15 protein-coding genes are annotated in these 19,302 nt (G+C 54.7%); 7 read left to right on the forward strand and 8 right to left on the reverse strand.

What is annotated here, in order from left to right:
* Positions 1 to 20: 20 nt before the first annotated feature.
* The 4 genes from rfbA to ACOOFE_RS25860 form a co-directional block, all read right to left on the reverse strand.
* Positions 21 to 902: a glucose-1-phosphate thymidylyltransferase RfbA gene (gene rfbA / locus ACOOFE_RS25845; protein ID WP_420412678.1), complete on the reverse strand. Its 882-nt coding sequence runs from the start codon at positions 900 to 902 to the stop codon at positions 21 to 23.
* The gene (gene rfbD, locus ACOOFE_RS25850) at positions 902 to 1,798 is read right to left on the reverse strand and encodes a dTDP-4-dehydrorhamnose reductase (protein WP_420412679.1); all 897 of its coding nucleotides are present in this window, start codon (positions 1,796 to 1,798) and stop codon (positions 902 to 904) included. Before rfbD ends, rfbA begins: the two co-directional genes overlap by 1 nt.
* A 3-nt stretch (positions 1,799 to 1,801) precedes the next feature.
* Positions 1,802 to 2,380, reverse strand: coding sequence for a dTDP-4-dehydrorhamnose 3,5-epimerase (gene rfbC / locus ACOOFE_RS25855; RefSeq protein WP_420412680.1), 579 nt, complete (start codon positions 2,378 to 2,380; stop codon positions 1,802 to 1,804).
* Between the two features lie 251 nt (positions 2,381 to 2,631).
* Complete coding sequence (locus tag ACOOFE_RS25860; RefSeq protein WP_420412681.1) at positions 2,632 to 3,660, reverse strand: hypothetical protein; 1,029 nt, start codon at positions 3,658 to 3,660, stop codon at positions 2,632 to 2,634.
* Between the two features lie 354 nt (positions 3,661 to 4,014).
* On the opposite strand from ACOOFE_RS25860, the gene ACOOFE_RS25865 reads away from it, so the two are divergent.
* From ACOOFE_RS25865 to ACOOFE_RS25875, 3 genes are all read left to right on the forward strand, one after another.
* A complete protein-coding gene (locus ACOOFE_RS25865; RefSeq protein ID WP_420412682.1) occupies positions 4,015 to 5,499 on the forward strand; it encodes a matrixin family metalloprotease in 1,485 nt (494 codons plus the stop codon).
* Positions 5,500 to 5,669: 170 nt separating this feature from the next.
* Positions 5,670 to 7,412, forward strand: a complete 1,743-nt coding sequence (locus ACOOFE_RS25870; protein WP_420412683.1) for a type I secretion system permease/ATPase — start codon at positions 5,670 to 5,672, stop codon at positions 7,410 to 7,412.
* Between the two features lie 11 nt (positions 7,413 to 7,423).
* Positions 7,424 to 8,722 carry an HlyD family type I secretion periplasmic adaptor subunit gene (locus ACOOFE_RS25875; RefSeq protein ID WP_420412684.1) on the forward strand — a complete coding sequence of 433 codons (1,299 nt, stop codon included), beginning with the start codon at positions 7,424 to 7,426 and terminating at the stop codon, positions 8,720 to 8,722.
* Between the two features lie 84 nt (positions 8,723 to 8,806).
* Here ACOOFE_RS25875 and ACOOFE_RS25880 read toward each other — a convergent pair whose 3' ends face one another.
* Positions 8,807 to 10,387, reverse strand: coding sequence for a M10 family metallopeptidase C-terminal domain-containing protein (locus ACOOFE_RS25880; protein WP_420412685.1), 1,581 nt, complete (start codon positions 10,385 to 10,387; stop codon positions 8,807 to 8,809).
* A 223-nt stretch (positions 10,388 to 10,610) separates the two neighbouring features.
* On the opposite strand from ACOOFE_RS25880, the gene ACOOFE_RS25885 reads away from it, so the two are divergent.
* On the forward strand, positions 10,611 to 11,012 hold the full coding sequence (locus ACOOFE_RS25885; protein WP_420412686.1) for a hypothetical protein: 402 nt from the start codon (positions 10,611 to 10,613) through the stop codon (positions 11,010 to 11,012).
* 671 nt (positions 11,013 to 11,683) lie between these two features.
* On the opposite strand, the gene ACOOFE_RS25890 is transcribed toward ACOOFE_RS25885, so the two are convergent.
* The 3 genes from ACOOFE_RS25890 to ACOOFE_RS25900 form a co-directional block, all read right to left on the reverse strand.
* Positions 11,684 to 11,884 carry a hypothetical protein gene (locus ACOOFE_RS25890; protein WP_420412687.1) on the reverse strand — a complete coding sequence of 67 codons (201 nt, stop codon included), beginning with the start codon at positions 11,882 to 11,884 and terminating at the stop codon, positions 11,684 to 11,686.
* Between the two features lie 242 nt (positions 11,885 to 12,126).
* Positions 12,127 to 14,523: a beta strand repeat-containing protein gene (locus tag ACOOFE_RS25895; protein WP_420412688.1), complete on the reverse strand. Its 2,397-nt coding sequence runs from the start codon at positions 14,521 to 14,523 to the stop codon at positions 12,127 to 12,129.
* Positions 14,524 to 15,025: 502 nt separating this feature from the next.
* Positions 15,026 to 15,340: a helix-turn-helix domain-containing protein gene (locus tag ACOOFE_RS25900; protein WP_420412689.1), complete on the reverse strand. Its 315-nt coding sequence runs from the start codon at positions 15,338 to 15,340 to the stop codon at positions 15,026 to 15,028.
* A gap of 190 nt (positions 15,341 to 15,530) precedes the next feature.
* Here ACOOFE_RS25900 and ACOOFE_RS25905 point away from each other — a divergent pair, with 190 nt between their 5' ends.
* From ACOOFE_RS25905 to ACOOFE_RS25915, 3 genes are read left to right on the forward strand one after another with little or no spacing between them, the layout of a single operon-like run.
* Entirely contained in the window at positions 15,531 to 17,492 is a 1,962-nt protein-coding gene (locus ACOOFE_RS25905) for a hypothetical protein (protein ID WP_420412690.1), read from the forward strand.
* 4 nt (positions 17,493 to 17,496) lie between these two features.
* Positions 17,497 to 18,411, forward strand: coding sequence for a glycosyltransferase family 2 protein (locus ACOOFE_RS25910; protein ID WP_420412691.1), 915 nt, complete (start codon positions 17,497 to 17,499; stop codon positions 18,409 to 18,411).
* Entirely contained in the window at positions 18,412 to 19,242 is an 831-nt protein-coding gene (locus ACOOFE_RS25915; protein WP_420412692.1) for a glycosyltransferase family 2 protein, read from the forward strand.
* Positions 19,243 to 19,302: the final 60 nt, after the last annotated feature.

The raw sequence follows: 19,302 nt of genomic DNA on the forward strand, positions 1-19,302 counted from the left end.
TTTCAACTTGTGTCTCGGCCTCAAAGGGCGCTCGTTCCGTCATCCGCGACCTTCCTCAGGTAGCGGCCATAGGCGGTCTTTTTGAACATCTCGGCAAACTTCAGAAGCTCGTCCTTCGACAGCCATCCGTTGAGGTAGGAGATCTCTTCGATACAGGCGACATTCATGCCCTGGCGGTGCTGGATCGTGCGGACAAATTCACCCGCTTCCAGAAGGCTGTCATGGGTGCCGGTGTCGAGCCAGGCGTAGCCGCGGGACATGCGCTCGACAAAGAGATTGCCGGCTTCCATGTAAATCCGGTTGAGATCGGTGATCTCATATTCCCCGCGTGCGGACGGCTTCAGGTTCTTGGCGTACTCAACGACCTTGTTGTCGTAGAAATATAGACCAGTGACTGCGAGGCGGGACTTCGGATTGGCCGGCTTTTCTTCCAGCGAGATCGCCCGGCCTTCTGAATCGAGTTCCGCCACGCCGTAGCGCTCCGGATCGTCCACTTCGTAGGCAAAGACAGTTGCGCCCTCTGTGCGGCTGTTCGCGCGCTCCAGAAGATTGGTCAGGCCGGCACCGTAATAGATGTTGTCACCGAGGATCAGTGCGACATTGTCGTCGCCAATGAACTCTTCACCCAGTGTGAACGCCTGAGCAAGGCCATCCGGGCTCGGCTGAACCTTGTAAGAGATCTCCAGGCCGAGCTGGCTGCCATCGCCAAACAGGCGCTTGTAGCTGTCGATGAACTCCGGTGAAGAGATGATCAGGATCTCGCGGATTTTTGCCAGCATCAGCACCGACAGCGGATAATAGATCATCGGCTTGTCGTAGATGGTCATCAGCTGCTTGTTGACGGCCAGAGTGGCCGGGTGAAGCCGGGTGCCGGACCCGCCTGCCAGAATGATACCCTTCATCACGATACGCCTTTTTCCTGTTCGCCCAGCAAAACATCAACGGTGCTGGCCAGTGCGGCGCGCCATTGACAGGGCTCGATACCAAAATCTTGGCTTAACTTGTCTGTATCCAATGCCGAATTGGCCGGACGGCTGGCCGGGGTCGGATAGTCCTTCGTCGGGATCGGCAGCACATTTGGAACTGCAAGTCCGCATGCTTTTAGAAGCTCAAAGATCTCCGAGGCAAAGCCGAACCAGGTGACGGCCTCATCACCGCAAAAGTGATAGACCCCACTGGGTGCGGCTTTGTTGTCCAGCATGCGCAAAACGACTGTCTGACAGGCCTTGGCAATATCCAGGGCAGCCGTCGGGCAGCCGGTCTGATCGTCAACCACTTTGAGTTCTGGCCGATCTGCGAGGCGGATCATGGTCTTGACAAAGTTGCCGCCGGTTGCCGAGAACACCCAGGCGGTGCGCAAGATCACATGACGGCAGCCTGATGTTTGAATGGCGAGCTCGCCGGCCGCTTTGGAGGCGCCATAAACGCCTTGCGGATCAATCGGATCGGTTTCCACATAGGGTCCCGTTTTGGAACCGTCGAACACATAATCGGTCGAGATGTGCACCAGCGGAATATCAAGCTCTTTGGCGGCCTCTGCAAAGGCAGCTGGAGCAAGGCCATTCACCTTGAACGCGGTCAGCAGATCGTCTTCGGCCTTGTCGACCGCCGTATAGGCACCGGAGCTGATGATGGCATCGAACCCGCCAGAGCGGACGTAAGTACCGATCTGATCTGCATTGCTGAGATCAAGGTCTGTGCGCGGAGGGACAACGAGCTCGGTGCCGTCCGGCCACTTCAGACCTGCCAAAGCACTGCCGACCTGGCCCGACCCACCTGTGATGAGAACTCTGGTCATGGCTTACGGCTCGATCTCGACCAGCTTCATCGGAGTGCCGTCATAGGCAAAAGGCGAGTCAAACTCTGCAAGCGCCGGATGCTTGGTGTCCTTGCCGCTCAAAACGGGCTCAGACCCCTCTGCCAGCGGCCAGTCAATCCCGATGTCTTTATCGTTCCACATCAGACCGGCGTCATTGTCCGGGGCGTAGTAGTTGGAGACCTTGTAGGTGACTTCGGTGTTGTCTTCCAAAGTGACAAAACCATGAGCGTAACCCGCCGGGACCAGCAGCTGATCGCCATTCTCGGCAGACAGTTCCACGCCAACCCATTCGCCATAGGTCGGCGAGCCTTTACGGATATCGACCGCGACATCAAAGATCTTGCCGCGGATACAGCGCACCAGCTTGTCCTGCGCAAACGGCGGCGTCTGGAAATGCAGGCCGCGCAACGTGCCGGCCGGCACAGAAAGCGAGTGATTGTCCTGAACGAACTCGCAGTCAATTCCGAGCGGCTCAAACTTCTGTTTGTTGTAGCATTCGGTAAACCAGCCACGGTCATCACCAAATCGACGCGGATGAACTAAAATTACTGTGCCGCTCATATGTGAAGTCGCTCACCTGAATTAGAAAATCAGATTGCCGTTGAGACAAAGTGCTCCAAAGGCCAGCGGCTCCTAGGAAGGACCACACGGACAGACTGGCCGTGGATGCACGCCAACTTTTGCGGCCATCGCATACGATGATACCGGGGGGAGGTCAATGAATTTCGCGGTTTCCGGCAGGCCGGGACGGGATTCACGATAAAGATCTTGTCCCGGCACTGGCGGTAAGCTCTCGTTGCTCCAGTGAAGGGCTAAGCGAGATCGACGTAATAGGCGACCCCTTCATAGGTGTAGTGCCCAAGGGTCGCGATGGTGTTGTCGCGTTCGGTTTCCGAGGTCGTATAAAAATGCGTGCCGTTCTGCGTGTTCAGGAAACGGTAAAGCGCCGTGCCGCCGCTGTCGGCCGTCAGACTGGCGTAATAGACAACACCCTCATCGACAAATTGCGGCAGGTTTGTGCGGATGTTCGAGGCCTCATCAGCGCTCGCAGTATAAAAGTGAACCCCGCTGGCGGAATTGTAAAACCGGAAAACCGCCGCGCCGCCCCCCGCTTCCGTGGCATTGGAGTCAAACGCATTACCCTCATAGGTCATGGTCGGAATGTTGGTGATCACCGAGTTCCGCTCATCAATGCTGGTCGTGAAGAAATGAGACCCAGTGAGCGTGTTGAAGAAGCGGTAAATCTGGAATGGGCTGTTGTCGGCGTCCGGCGTATCGACCGGCAATGTGACAAAGGTTTCCGAACCGGAATCGGCCACCGATGTGTCGATTGTCGGTGTTCCGCCCGGATCCGTAGAGTGGCCAAACCACACATGCGAAATACCTTTATGGATGGCCACACCAATCGCCTGCCAATCCTGTGTCCAAGGCGATTGGTTGGTGATGACATCGTTGTGTGGTGCTGACGATTTCCAGTTATCCAGCGCTTGTTGCGGCGTCATCGTGAAGATCGTCACCGAAGAACCGCTATAGCCGGTGCTGATTTCGTAGCCATTGTCGGTGTAGCTGGTTCCGATGCGCGTCGGCGCATTCCACATATTCGGGTATGTACTGGAATCAGCGCTGTCATAGGGAGCATCGCTCCAGGAATGACCTTCATAAGCGCCCGTGTTGTAGACTGTATCCAGTACATGGCGGCCGGCGGTGGCGGTCAGTCCGGCCGACAAGGGAATAGTGCTGAGGCCAAGGCTCGCCCGATAATCCATAATCAAATTGTAAAGCGTCAGCTCATCGCCATCGATGGTGTCTTCGGTCGTATTCAAGTAATAATTCGTTGCCATGGGTATGCTCCGCGTGTGATCGCCCACTTAAAAATCGCCGATAAGACTGCACTCCAGTTTGACGGAAATGCAGCCATAAAAAGATTTTGAGCCCGGCCGGAATTTGGGCTGCGCGCTTCAGACCATCAACACACCAATCCATACCACTGGCAGGGCGGCAGATGACGCAGCGTCGCAAGGGAACTTTAAAGAACTCGGCAGATCGGCTCAAGCACTTAACCAAGATTCTCAGGACCCTATGCCAAGGGTTTTTCGGCAAAGTTGTACCCTGACTTTACTCAATTCTTTTACGCTTTGATCAGGAATCACTGCCTATAGGAGATTGATCTAATTGGTAAAGTTCACGGAGATCCAATGGCCACCGTTTCCGATTACACTGCATTGCTGAACCAGGATGGCTCCCGCTGGAACGCCTTTACGGCTACCGGGCAACCAGTCGTAATCACCTATAGCTTTATGGATACACTGCCGTCTTACAGCGGCTATGTCGGTTATTCGGGCTTGGCCAATCTGACTGAACTCACGCCAATTTCCGAGAACTTCCGGGCAGCGACACGTGAAATCATCCAGTCCTTTGACAGTGCCTCTGGTCTGGATTTCGTTGAGGTTACCGACAGCGACAGCGTTCAATTGCGCTTGGGTGCCTATGACTTTTCCGGAACGGCACTCTCATCCACCCAAGGATACGCCTACTATCCTGAGTTCGCGCCTTCCTTCACTCCGCTGGAGCTTGCTGGAGATGTTTATTTCAATTCAGCCAATATTGGCGTCAACGGTAGTCCGCAGGACTATGAGAAATTCATCATCGCCCATGAAATCGGCCACGCCCTTGGATTGGACCATACATTCGAAGGCCTCAACATCCTGACCACGCTTCTGGACAACCAGGATAACTCCCTGATGTCCTATACCTTCGGAACAGGCTACTGGTCATCGCCCCGGTCTCTCGATATCCAGGCGCTGGATTACTATTACGGTACGGCAGCAAGCACCGAAGCCGCCGTTGCCGCCTATTACACAGCCTGCGCCGACCGGGTGAACATCTCGCTCGCTCACATCACTGGCGACGGCCAAACGGTCTCCGGAACGCATTCCAGCGATCTCATAACCGGTTCGACCGGCAATGATGTTATCGCCGGGATGGCAGGAAATGACATCATATATGGCAATGCCGGTACCGATCAGGTCCGGTATTACGGATCAGCAGGCAATTACTCTATAACCTTGGAGAACGGTCTCTACACCGTCTCAGTTACGGGAAATGACACCGTGTCGGCCGCCGATGGCAGGGACTACCTGCTTGACGTGGAACAAATCGCGTTTCTGAACTTCAATACAGGCACCGAAGATGTCCGGACGCTGGCAAGTATTGCCGTCGATCAAAGCCAGGACAATGTTGTTTACCGGCTTTATAATCACCAGACCAACGGGCACTTTTTCACCGCCAGTGCGGCGGAAAGAAACCAGATCGTTTCCGAGCTTGCCCATTTCACATTCGAAGGGACTGCGTTTGGTGCAACGAGCACGCCAACTTCCAAGTCTGGCGAGCTCGAAATCTACCGCTTTCTCAACACAACAAATGGTGCGCATTTTTTCACGGCCAGTGAAGCAGAGCGGGATTCCCTGATCCATACATCCGCCGTTTATGCGTATGAGGGGGTGGCGTATTACGGCTTTGAACAAGGCACTGCGAACACGCAGGAACTGTATCGGTTCTTCAATGCAGATACGGGGATACATTTCTATACGGCCAGCGCGGCAGAACGGGATTCAACCATAGTCAACCTGCCGCAGTTTCAGTATGAAGGCCTTGCCTACAATGTTGACTTCATTTCATAACGCAGATTAACCAATTAATGTCGTTCAATAAGGGAATTTGCGTGCACAATACAGTTCGCACGTTCATTGCATTGCCACATTTTATCTTATAAGAACGGCGGCAAATTGAGTTCGGCAATTGCGCGCCGAATATGTTACGTTTCCTCACCGAAGAAAACATGGGAAATCAGATGGTATCGAAAACACCGCTCCAAGCCGCGTACGGCAAGTTTCGAGCCATTATTTTCACGACCTTCGTATTCAGCTTTTCAATCAACATGCTGTTGTTCGCCTCGCCGATCTACATGCTGCAGATCTATGACCGTGTGCTTGGCAGCCGCAACGAAACAACATTGTTGATGATCTCCCTCATCATTTTGTTTTTGCTAATTATTTACGGCTTCTTGGAGTTCATCCGATCCAGGATGCTTGTGCGCGCAGGCCAGCAGTTTGACGATGTTTTGTCGGAATCCTTGTTCAGCCGGGCCGTCAAACTTCGCCTGTCTAATCCCAAAGCTGGCGCAGAATTTATTCTCGCCGACGGTGACAAGATCCGCGAGTTTCTGACCGGCACTGGTATCCTCGCGTTCTTCGACGCACCTTGGACACCGGTCTTTATTGTGGTGTGTTTTTTATTCCACCCATGGCTTGGTTTCTTGGCTTTGGGCGGCAGTGTGATCATTTTCTCGCTTGCGCTTATCAATGAATTTGCGACCCGGAAGCCGCTGAAAGAAGCCAATACCGCGTCCCAGCACGCAAACCAGTTTGCCGGTGCCGTTCTGCAAAACGCGGAAGTCATCCGGTCTATGGGTATGGAAAAGGCTCTGGGCGACCGCTGGCGGGACCGCCACGGCACGGTTTTGGGCGCACAAGCAGCGGCCAGTGACAAAGCCGGCGCCATTTTGACCTTCCAGAAATTTTTCCGGATGACCCTACAGTCGGCGATCCTCGGTCTTGGTGCGTATCTCGCGATCCATCAACAAATTTCGCCAGGCATCATGATCGCCGCTTCAATCATGATGGGCCGCGCACTGCAGCCGTTGGAGCAAGGCGTTGCGCAATGGAAAACCTTCGTTGCTGCCCGTCAGGCACACGCCCGCTTGAAAGGTCTCTTCGACAGCGTACCGGGTGACGAACAGCGCACTGAACTGCCGGATCCGGAAGGGGTTATCACTGTTGAGAACCTGTCTTCCGTTCTTCCAGGGACACGGACTGCGTTTTTGAAGAATCTCAACTTCCAGGTCAATTCCGGTGAAACCGTTGCCGTTATTGGACCGTCTGGTTCTGGTAAATCGAGCCTGATCCGACATCTGGTAGGCGTTTGGCCCGCAGCTGTCGGAACGGTTCGGATTGACGGCGCAGACATTGCTCATTGGAATGCGGACCAGCTTGGCCAGCACCTTGGGTATCTGCCACAGGAAGTCCGGTTGTTCGCCGGGACGATCGCGGAGAATATCTCCCGCTTCACCGGTGGAGAATCTGAGGCCGTGGTCAAGGCGGCGCAGTTGGCTGGTGTTCACGACATGATCCTGCGGCTGCCTGACGGGTATGAAACCCAGGTGGGTGACAACGGCCAGCAACTCTCTGGCGGTCAGCGCCAACGGGTTGGTCTCGCCCGCGCTATGTACGGCATGCCACGCATCATGATCCTTGATGAGCCGAATTCTAACTTGGACAGCGACGGTGAAAACGCTCTTCTTGAAGCCATCAAAACGATGAAAGAAGAAAAAGTCACAGTTGTGCTCGTCACACATAAGACCAATTTGCTTGCCATATGTGACCGCGTCCTGGTGATGCGTGAGGGCATGATGCAGGCCTACACGACACCTCAAGAACTCTTTAAACCGGCCGCAGCAGCAGCGCCTGCCCCGGCAGCAGCGCCCGCAACCGTGCCGGTCGGTCAAGTCAAAGTTCCAAATCAGCAGCCTGCTTAAGAGTGATGACCATGAAATCGAAACGGAAAGCCAGCGCAAATCCGCGGCCGTTCATCATCGCCGGCTATGCGACGATCCTGCTGACCTTTGGTGTAGTTGGCGCCTGGGCGGCCATTGCCAAACTGGACAAGGCCGTCATTGCGCCGGGTATGGTTGAGGTCGAAGCCAACCGCCGCGAAGTCCAGCATTTGGAAGGCGGCATCATCAAGAAAAAGGACATCAAGGAAGGCCAAGTCGTCAAGGCCGGCGATGTTCTGATTGAATTGAATGACGTCCAGGCCCGGGCCAATGTGCAGGTGGTCACCATTCGCCTTCGGATCGCAGAAGCCGTCGAAGCCCGCTTGAAGGCCGAACGGAACCTCGACGAGAAGATCGAGTTCTCTGCATCCTTGCTCGCCGACAAAACACCGGAAGTGGTCGATGCGGTGGCCGATCAGGAACGCATCTTCAATGACCGGACGTCAATCCTGAAGTCTCAGGCTGATATCCTTACCAACCGCATTGAACAGCTGAAACGCGAAAAGGTCGGACTTGGCGAGCAAAAAGAAGCTTTCGTTCGCCGTGCAGAGATCCTGCTCGGACGGCTTGACCGCCTGAAAGAGGGGCTGGAAAGCGGATCGATCCAGAAAAACCTTTATGCGACGTACGAAGACGAGTACGTCGAAATCAAAGCACATGTCGCGCGTATGGACACTGAGGAAGCCAAGGTCGAAAAATCGATTGGCGAGACCAAGTTCCAGATGCTGCAGACCCGTCAGGAATTCCGCGAGCGCGCTTCGACTGAATACAAGGAAATCTATGGTCAGATCCAGGAATTCCGCGAGCAGCAGAAAGTCGCCCAGGATGTTCTCGACCGGACAAAAATCCGCGCACCGATCGACGGAGTGGCCCAGAACATCAAGCTGACCGGCTATGTCATCCAGCGTGGCCAGACGCTTCTGGAGATTGTTCCAGATACCGATGAGATGATCATCAATGCAAGGGTTCAACCGCTCGACATCGACAGCGTGACGGAGGGTCTGGAAGCGGAAGTCAAATTTACTTCTTTCCCGTCCCGGTTCATGCCGATCATTACCGACAAAGTGCAGACGGTCTCCAAGGGTACCATCACCCCGGAAGACACCCGTGAAACACCTTATTATCTCGCGCGGGTTCAAGTCAGCAAGGACGAACTCCCGGAAGATGTGCGCGGGCGCTTGAGTGCTGGCATGCCGGCGGATGTCCTGATCACCAGCGGAGAGCGCACGGTGGTCGATTACATCATTTCACCGCTCACCGATGCGGTCTGGAAGAGTATGCGCGAGGATTGATTTTCCTTTGCAACCGGCGAACAAATCTCATTCGACAAACGGCGGCCAGTGGCCGCCGTTTTTGTATTTGGTCCCAGAACCTCGTCACGCCAAGTCGACGTAAAAGGCGACACCTTCATAATTATAATGCCCGAGCGTGTTGATGATGTTGTCCCGTTCGGCCTCCGAAACGGTGAAAAAATGGCTGCCGTTCTGTGTATTGAAAAACCGGAAGAGCGCGGTGCCGCCATTGCTGGCATCAGCCGAGGCATAATAGGCAATGCCTTCGTCCTGAAAGTTGCTCTGATTCTGCCGGATGTCAGCTGCCTCGGCCGCATTGGCCGTATAAAAATGAACGCTGTTTGACGTGTTGAAAAAGCGGAACACCGCTGTGCCGTTGGCTTCCGTTACGTTTGAATCAAACGCATTGCCTTCATAGCTGAGGCCATCGAGCGTTTCGATCACGGTGTTGCGCTCGGTCAAGCTGGTCGTGAAAAAATGTGAGCCGGTTCCAGTGTTGTAAAACCGGTAGACCTGATAGGCGCTGCCATCGGCGTCCGTTGGCTCCACGACCGCTTGTTCATTGGTGATGGTGGTTCCATTGAAAGTCAGGTTCTCGACATTGGTCAAAAAATCCTTGCCATCGCGGCTGGCGGACGTGTCCGCGACGACGGTTTGACCTTGCGACCCGGTAAAGACCGCATAATCCGACCGCGCGCCGGTGAAAATCACCGTATCACTGCCACCACCGCCATCAATCGTGTTGTTCGCCGAATTGCCGGTAATCGTATCGGCGCCGCTGCCGCCGATGGCGTTTTCGATCACAACCCCATTGGCAATGGTAAATCCACCCTGAATGCCGGACACCCAGGAAACATAACCTCCCGCATTGGCGCCGGTCAGCGGCGCGGCCGTCAGATTGATGGTGAGGCTGGTGGTAGCGCCGGCTCCCGAGATGGTGTCCGTTCCGCCGGTGTCCCAGATGGCATCCCAGCCTGTGCCGATCTGATTGGCTGTTGCCAATGTGTAGGTGTTGTCGCCGGTTTGCGCTGCCTTGGCACCATAGAGGTATTGCACGGCAGCAATATCAAACACCATAGGCCCGATGTTGGTGCCGTAGTCCAGCGTTGTGCGCGGCTCACCAGTCCAGCCAACAGCATAGGACATGGTTGTCCAGATCTGCTGGTTGAGCGCGTTGTCGCCCGTGTCCTGATCATCATTCAGCGTCACGCCTGGAAACGTGGTGCCACTGTGGGGGTGATAGAGCCCAATGACATGGCCGATCTCATGCACCATGGTCTGATAGGTGTCGCCCCCCGGATTGAAATAGGTCAGCGCATTGTTGAAGATGCTGTATTCAATAGTCGGCGGGTTGACACCATCCGCCGGAGCCGTGGTTTGGCCCAATACAAATTCCGAATTGGTCAGCGTTTGCAGGATGTTGGCATCTGAGCGGACCGTCGTTTCCTCAAACGACACATTGGCGACCGTTTCCCATTCGGCAAAAGCGGCTAGCGCGGCGGCCTTTTCCGCCGCCGACCAGGCCCGCTCGCCGGTATCGTCGAAATAGACTTTTAGAGGAGCGGTCGCCGCCCAACGGACCGGATTTGGATTGGCCGGTTCGGTGATCAGCCCGGCAACATAGGCATTCGTTGGGATGGTGGAAACAACGACAAACTCCTGCATGAAAGCCCCCCAAGTTCACGCATGACCGCCAGCCCTAGAAAAGTATTCGGCTGCGGTCTGATGACGGACAGTCTAAACCGACCTCACGGAAGGGGTCCATCAAAAGCGGGGCTCAGACGATGCTTGGGATCTGCTCAGTTTAGGTTCATGCTCTCAAATGCATAATAGGCATTGGCAAATACATCTGAAGCGGGCGTAGAATTTGATGCAAATCAGAGCCATTATGATAACAGCGCTGGCCGGGTTTTGCGGATTTCTGGCAGGCACGGCGCTTCTTGGACCTCAGTTTCTCAATGCGGCAGCGGGTATCACCTGTCCGCCGCACCGGGTGATGATTACCAATCGCTCGTCAAATGAGATCAAGCTCCTGGATATCCGCTGGCTCAATTCTGATGGAATCGCTTGGATTTTTGACAATATGGACCCGCTGAGCATTGGCGCTGGAGCGGATTGGCAAAAAACTGTTTCTTTGACAGGCCTGTCCGCACCGGAAACGTCTGTCAAAGCCCGCTATCAAATCCTTGGCGGCTCCCGCCTGGAGGATGAATTCACGTCGGAACAGACCGTATCGTCTTGCCACTCAGACCGCCACAGTACCCTCAGGATCGTCGACAAACGGCGGTAGGTTTTTCGGTCCGGCAGCTCCGGCAAAGATGGTTCGCATCAACAAGAGGCGGCGCAGCACACTCAGGTGTCATCAACTCACTGCTTTGATGACGGCTATGGGGATGGCAAGCCTCTGCCACACGTACCGTCGTCATTGCCCGGCTTGACCGGGTAATCCATGCCGTGAGGGAGCCGCAAACAGGGCCGTGCTGTTTGGAGACGCAACGGAATGGATCCTCGGGTCAAGCCCGAGGATGACGTCGTGGGACGAGAAACCTTGCCCGCAATAATAGGTCGTCATCCCCGCCCCTGAGCGGGGATCCATACCGTTTCTCTTCCGTTCGCTCAGCCGTTCGTGTGCCTCGGTCTCGCCACACCTTCTGCCGCCATCCCCGGCACCTACTCGCCGGTCCGCCCGCAGCAAATTATGAGGGCTCATCATCAAAGCTCTGCAAACGAGTGGGTCGCTCCCCGATCCCGTCGGGGACAGGTGGGATGACCGGAGATTGCAGGTTCTGCCACCCAAAAACAAAAAACCCCTCCGCATAGGAAGGGGCTCTTTCGTCACTTTTGAAAGACTTGTTAGAGCAATTCGCGTTTATTCAGAACCGCTTTTCTCTGTCTGAAATCTAAGCTTTCAACGCCAAAAGCAATGCTTATTCTTCAGGGAAAACGCGACACGCTCTTAAATCAGTCTTTCGGCAAGGCCGCGGCGAGGGCCTGGGCATAGGCGTTGCGCGCGGTCTGGTAAATCGCAATCTGCTGCTGCAATTCTGCGATCTTGCGGTCGACTGTGGTCATGGAGGACAGCTGATTCAGCGCGTCCTGCGACAGGTCAGAAATCGCATATTCGCGGCCATCAATAGTGATTTTACCGTCGGCTTCAGTCATGAGGATTACGAAACTCCCGTTAATTGAATTTCAAATGTCATGCCGCAGGCCGTTCAGGCCTACTTTTTGACAGTCGGTTACAAGTAGTCGATTCAAGCTATATTGCAACACTGGAATCAGTCTTCGCCGAAAATTACTTCTTAGCCAATTTTCATATTAGAAAATCGTCAAAGAGCATACAAAACCACCACAAAAAAGAGGGCCCCGAAGGGCCCTCTCAGTCTCAGACTTACTGAAACTTGTTATACGATCATTGCGAAGTCGCCAAGCGCGATGCCGGTCAGATCGGTGCCGTTCAGGATTGCAACGTTGGAAACGTTACCAGCTGCAGCATGACCATCGCTATCGTAGAAGACATATGTGCTTCCAGCAATTTCGATAGATGCGATGTATGCCTGACCAGCAGCAATACCGGCAGCAGAAGCAAGTGCTTCAAGCTGTACAGTCGTGCCGGCTGTTGATGCCAGGGTACCTTCGAAGTAGTGAGCCGCATCAAGTGCGTTGCCTGCTGCAGGCAGACCAGCACCAGCGAACTGAGCTTTCGAGAGGTTGATTTTGTCAGAACCGGTCGCAAAGTCTTGGACTGTTACCTGTTCTGTCAAAGTGCTGACAGCACCTGCACCAGCTGTTGCAAGGTCGTTGACGTTCAGATTGTCCGAACCGTCGCCGAGCGTAACAACGTGCTCTTGAGCAGCAGCGATGTTGACGTTGTCGTTACCTGCACCTGCATCAACGGTTACATCACCGCCTGCACCACCTTGCAAAGTAACAGCATCGTTGCCAGTACCGGTGCGGATGCTCGAAGCAGTGGTGGATGCAGCGTTAGCAGAAACAGTGATCACACCAGTCGCAGCCGAAGCATTGAAGTTAGTGGTCACGGCTTCAAGAGCTGTACCAAGGGTGAACGCATCACCACCAGTTACAACGATGTCACGTGCTGTCAGAGCGTTAGCTGTCAGGGTCACACCACCGGTAGAGCCCAGAGCAACGTTCAGGGTTTCAACAGTACCGGTACCGTTTGCGTCGATTGCCAGGTTGGCGATCGTTTGAGCCGTGCCTGCTGCACCATTGTCCAGAGACAGGTTCAAAGTATCGGCGACACCATTGGTCTTCAGCTCAAGCACAGTTGCGCCGGTAGCGTTGCTTGTGATGGAGGTGTTTGCACCATCAGCGAGATCAATGAAGCTAGCAGCGGCACCGGTCGAGCTGATGATGTATGACGCGAACGAGCCGATGTTGTCGACATCCTGCGTTGCGGTACTTGTACCAGCAAGCGCAAAGTTCTCAGCGTTTGTTGTACCGCCCAGACCGCCGGAAGCAACAGCAGTGTTACCATTGATACCGATAGTATCGGAGGTGCCGGAGCCTGCGTCGATGGTGTCAGTAGCTGCGATCGCATCCAGGATAAAGGTGTTGCCACCTGCACCACCAGAGATGGTAAGTGCGCCAGCTGCACCGTTAATGGTCGCGTTGATCGCACCAGTAGCAGCGCTAGAGTTGAACGTACCGCCGGACAGCAGAGTGACCGCAGTGCCGCCACCGATTGTCAGGTTCTGATCGCCAGTAACGTTGACATTGGTGAGGCGGTTTGCGCCAAGGCTGTCATCGGAGTCAAGATTACCAACAATGCTTGCAGAACCGCTGGTGACCAGGTTGACAGTCTCGAAACCGCCATTGCCAGCTGCAGCTGCAGAACCGTTGATGTCGATGGTTCCAACGCCAGTACCGGTGTTACCGATCAGGTTAACCGTCAAAGCGTCGTCAGCGTTAGTGTCACCTGATGCAGTGTTAACTGTCACAGTTGTACCAACACGGTCACCGTTGATGCCGATTTGCTGACCAGTCCAAGCAAGGTTGTTGAAGGTCACGCCATCACCCGCTGCAGCCGGGCTAACAGACCAGAACTGGGTCGCATCCGGAGCAAACGTGGTGTCTAGGGTGGTCACAGCGCCGCCAACACTGGTGATGTTGATGATGTCAGCACCGCTCAGGGTCGGCAAAGTACCGGCGCCGAGGTTCTGTGCACCACCAGATGTGTCAGTGATGTTGACAGTGTCGGTGCCTGCGCCCAGGGAAATCGAGTCAGATACCTGGAGGGTGGAAGTACCGATTGCGCCGCTTGCAACACCGCTAACTGTGTCGTCGCCACCAGAGTCGGTCACGATGTCCTGTGCAGTAGTCAGTGTTGTAGCAACACCTGTGCCAGAACCCGGGGTTTCAACAGTCGGAGCGCCGGAACGGCCTTCGAACTGACCATGAATGACCCAATGCTGGTACAGCTGTGCATCGGTTGTGATACCGGCAGCGGCAAGATCCGTGTTCGCGGCAGCGTAGTCAGCAGCAACAAAAGTAGATGCCGGGAAGGTTGCGAAAGGCAGACGCATTTCCAGAGAACCGTTGGCCAGGAAGTGGTCAAACGGGTTGATGCCGGCAGCTGCAACATCCGGGTACTGGCTCAGATAGAAGCTGGTGTCGAAGGACGCAGACGGATCGGAACCTTCAAAACGGCCGAAGGTGTTGTAGTGCTGCTGCGCGAACTCAGCCCAGGTCAGGCCAGTGGAGCCAGCGGTCGCGATGAACGCGTTATACACGTCCGGGCGATGCGTCTGGTAAAAAGTTGCATCAAATGAAAGAGACATGCTCATTTCTCCTAAGATCTTATTTCTTGTGACGTCACGTCGGGTACGCCGGGTGATCAATCCCGACCACCATATCTCACTGGACAGCTAAAAACTGGCTGTTCAGTGATTGCTGTACAGCTAACACTGTACCGCGCGTCTGACAAGCACTTTCTTGAGGAGAAGTCAAATTTTTTTGAAGTTTTTTAGCAGTCAATTGAATGACTTAGCGTTATTTTTGTAGGCGTGGCAATTATGCCGCAAAAACGCCTCACACAGACAGGAACCGAAGCCCAATTCACCGTCTGCTTAAAACTTCACACCTGAAACTCTGCTGTAAAAAATACCAATCGCAGAAGAATCCCATCCTGCTTAAAATTTTAGCATTTTCTTGAGTGACATGAAAGGTTTTTCAAGGACCTTAATGACAGTGTGATTTCTTATTCCGCTACAAATACGGGTCAATCCCTAACAGGCATTTTTAAGATTCGCAACCCCGGATGGAATTTCGAATCTCCGCTGATTACTCAGTGCCAGATTTCTGGTTAAAAATTAGTTCATAGGTTGTCGGCTCGTAAAACTCGAGCATCTTGATGGCAAAATCCCGCTTGTCGACACCAAGGGCGCCGGCATAGATCTCATAGCGGTCCGCCGGTAACCGGCCTTTGCCGCTCTCAATCTGGGAAATGAAGGTGTAATAGAGCGCACCCATCTTAGTGGCCAAGTCCCGCTGGGAAAGGCCTGCTTGTTCGCGCGCCGCCTTGAGCCAGCTCCCGGCCTGAAGGCGTAAATCCTGGCGTTTATCATCGTTTGTTTTCGCACTGGATTGAAACTGCATATTTTATCGCCACCTTGAGGGGAACCTGCCACAGTCATTTTTTGTACAGGAAATAGTGTGCAAAATCCAGTGCAAATGTGATATTTATGTCGTGGTTGGCAGATTCCGGGGCCTGCGGACTGCATTTTGGCTGGACGCAAACACCTTGAAACCATAGTGTGCCGCCGAACGCATATATAGAGAGACGCATATGGTCGAAATCATTGCCTTTCCGGGCAGGTCGTCTTCATCGATCATTGATACAACCAGGCTCAATTTAGAGGGCACGGTGGACTTGACGCAGGCGCAGGTGACCCCTGTGCCGCAAGTTGGAACGACTGTTGACGGCACACTTGTGGTCAGCGCACCGGAGACGGCAACCGCGTTTCCAGAGGGCGACTGGACCAACCAGGAGCTGGCGGATCTCTACCGGGTCGAATCGCTTTTGGTCCAGGCCGGCATCAAGATGTCGACCGGCCGCGGTGTCACGGACGAAAACGACCCGTGGTTCGTGTTCTGCCGCGAAGACGGCGATGTGTTTGTTCACCTTGCGCGCGCCGACGGCCGCTATCTGCTGGACAGTCCTGGCCTCTCCGGCCTGCTGGAAGGCCCCGATTTCACCACCCTAATCGACAGGTTCGTCGAGCAGCTGGCCGCTTTGCGTCAGCCGGAAGACACTGGCAATGTGGTCAGCTTCCGGCCGAAGATGCTAAAAGACAACACGGTTTATCTGCATCCGTCTGTTCTGCTTGCCGCGCTCATCTGGACGCTGTATCTGGCCTCCGACGACATCGCCAGCGCGACAGAAGCGGCCGGTGACATGGCGGAAGACATGATTCTGCCGGTCGATCAGCTGCTGAAGTTTGATCAAGCGGGCGACGACCCGCTTTCGGACGCTGGTTCCGCACCGTTTGGCGATAGCACCGACCGTCCGGAAACAAAAGCTGGCCAAAACAGCCAATCCGACACCGCGTCGGGCGCGGCCTACCCAGACAGTGATCGTGGAGCACCGGGCTCTGACCGGTTGGTCGCCGGTTTCAGCGCCATGGCGGCAACGGCCTCGCCGGCAGCACAAGCAGTGTCCGCCAGCCTTGCCATCATCGCCTTTAGCTATGGGTTTTACGGATCCCAAGCTGGCAAGGATAGCGACGCGACATCCGGCAACGAATTTTCGATTGCCGGCCTCCAATTTGCTCTACGGGAACTTGCTGAAAGCGTTTCTGTCTCGGCCCGGCACGTTGCGGATCAAATCCCGGGCGAAGTCCAAACCGGGTTTGATGCCACACCTGTTGTGCTGGAAAGCTTGGAAGGCGCATCCCCGATCGAAGTGGCCGATGTTGTCGACTTCCAGCTGCATCTTGCAGATTTGGCCGCCGATACGGCTGTGAGTGATCTAACTGCATTGGAGGCTCCAATTGACGAGCCGCGGGCCCGGACAACTGAGGCCGAAAATGCAGGCCATGCGGCTGAGCCCGATGGCGTGAGCGAGGAAACAACTGCTGTTTCCCACGATAACGAAACTGCTTCCGCGGAACCAACACAGCAAGATCCAACTCCTACGGCACAACCGGCCGCTTCTCCAGCCGAAACGGACATTTCCTCTGACAGTGTTACGACGGCCGCGCTGGACAAGCTCAGCTCCGGGTCCAGCTATACAGTTGGGGTTGCCGCTGTTTCGACGACCATGAACCAGGACGATTTTGATACGTTCACAGGTTTCCTACAGACTTGGAGATCTGATAGCGAACCTAATGGTCTAGATAACGATGCCGGTACGGATGGCGATCTTGCGGCCGTCTCAGATTTGCTCCCGGGCCTGAGTGACCCGCAAACCGATGGACCCGCAGCCCCGGCCCCAGCAGAACCGGCGCCGGGGCTCGGCACCGCCGACCCAAGCGAGCCTGAAGCGCCAAGGGTTTCTGCGGTCAATGCGGAAATTGAGACGCTTGACAGCTCTGCCGATTTCTTCCTTTCAAACGTCTTGCATATCATCGACACCGTCGAAATCGTGTTTTTCAATTCCGGATCCACGACCGAACTCGTGTTCTACGACAAATCTGCGGTAGACGATGCGACCGACCGCCCTCATGCCCGCAGCTGGGTCAACGACGACGGTATGGTGGTTTCGATGGTCGGTCACTATCAAGATTTCGTAGCTTACGGTTTGGTCTAGTTTCATGAGTGAGACACCTTCCGCGCCCGGGGCCCAGTCCCGGGTCTGCGGTGTTGTGGTCACGTTCCACCCCGACATTCCTGCGCTCACACGCCTGCTTGAGCTGATCGCACCGCAGGTCGACAGCCTGGTGATTGTCGACAATGGATCGGACACCGACCTGACATCGCTTAAAGAGACCTTCCATGCACAGCTGGAATGTCTTGGTGAGAATTATGGCATCGCTCGGGCTCAAAATGTTGGCATAAAAATCGCCCGGGAGCTGAAGGCCAGCCACGTTTTGCTGCTCGACCAGGACAGCCTTCCTGCACCCGATATGGTTGACCAGCTCATCGCCGCAGAACACAGCCTCCGGGCGGACGGCAAGAAAGTTGCGGCCGTTGGTGCCAATTATGTCGACCCGCGCCAAGGCGAGACCGGATCCTTCGTTTACCGGGATGGGTTGAGACTGAAACGGCGGCCGATGACAGCCCCGGATGCTATTGTCGAAACCGACTTTTTGATCGCCTCCGGCAGCCTCACACCGATCGACGTCTTCGACGAAGTCGGCGACATGGTCGACGAACTGTTCATTGATTATGTCGACATTGAATGGGGTCTTCGTGCCCGCGCAATGGGATACTTCAGTTATGGTGTCTTCAGCGCGCATATGGAGCATGCCCTTGGTGATGATCACATCCCGTTCCGGGGGCATCGCGTGCCGCTCCACAGCCCTTTGCGTCATTATTATCAGTTGCGCAACGCCGTCTGGTTGATACGGCAGTCCTGGTTGCCAAAAGTGTGGACCGCCCTGTTGGTGTGGCGCATGTTCCGACAGTTTCTCTTTTTCACCGCGGCCGCCCCAAAGGGATTGAAGCACGGCCAGATGATGCTCGCCGGCATAGCCGATGGGCTGCGCGGGCGCATGGGCGCCAAGTAGATGACTGCGGACAAACCAGCCCAGACCCCTGAGACCAAGCCGTTTCTGACGGTTTCTCTGGTGGTTTACCGGCCTGATCCAGCCGTTTTCAAAGCCACGCTTAAAAGCCTTTCAACGGCAATAGAAAGACTTGGCACGGTCGATACGAAGGTCTTTATCATCCAGAATTGCAAGACAGAAGCTGTGCCAGACCTCGCAGCTACAGCTTTTCAAGGCATCCCTTTCGAGATCCTGGAAGGACACGGCAATATCGGTTTTGGCCGGGGCCACAATCTTGTGCTTGCCGACACCGGTCAGATCCATTTGGTGCTCAATCCAGATATTGAAATGGCTGAAGATGCGCTTGTTCAAGCGGTCGATTTTCTTAAAAAACACGATGACTGCGGCTTGCTGACTCCTCATGCCTGCTGGCCCGATGGAACCCGGCAGTTTTTGTGCAAGCGTTATCCAGCGCTCTTCGATTTGCTTTTGCGCGGGTTCGCTCCACATTTTTTGAGAAAACTATTTAGCAAACGTCTCGCCCGCTATGAAATGAGCGCAGAAACCGGCTTAGAAACTTTTTGGGCTCCGCCGATTGTAAGTGGATGTTTTATGATGTTCCGCGGCGATGTTTACCGGAAACTCGGTGGATTTGACCCCCGGTTCTTTCTCTATTTTGAAGATTTTGATCTGGCCCTACGTGCCGGAAAGATCACCCGGATTGCATACGTTCCGGCAATTCGTATTGTTCATGAAGGTGGCCACGCTGCCCGAAAAGGATTTGCCCACATCAAGCTGTTTGCAAGATCCGCATTCCAATTCTACCAGCTTCATGGCCTGAAGATTTTCTAATCAACTGCTTAGGAACCGGGAGGAGCAGCCACTATCAATAGCATCCTACCAGGATAGCGA

It is taken from the genome of Roseibium sp., from assembly GCF_965216085.1.
Taxonomy (GTDB): domain Bacteria; phylum Pseudomonadota; class Alphaproteobacteria; order Rhizobiales; family Stappiaceae; genus Roseibium.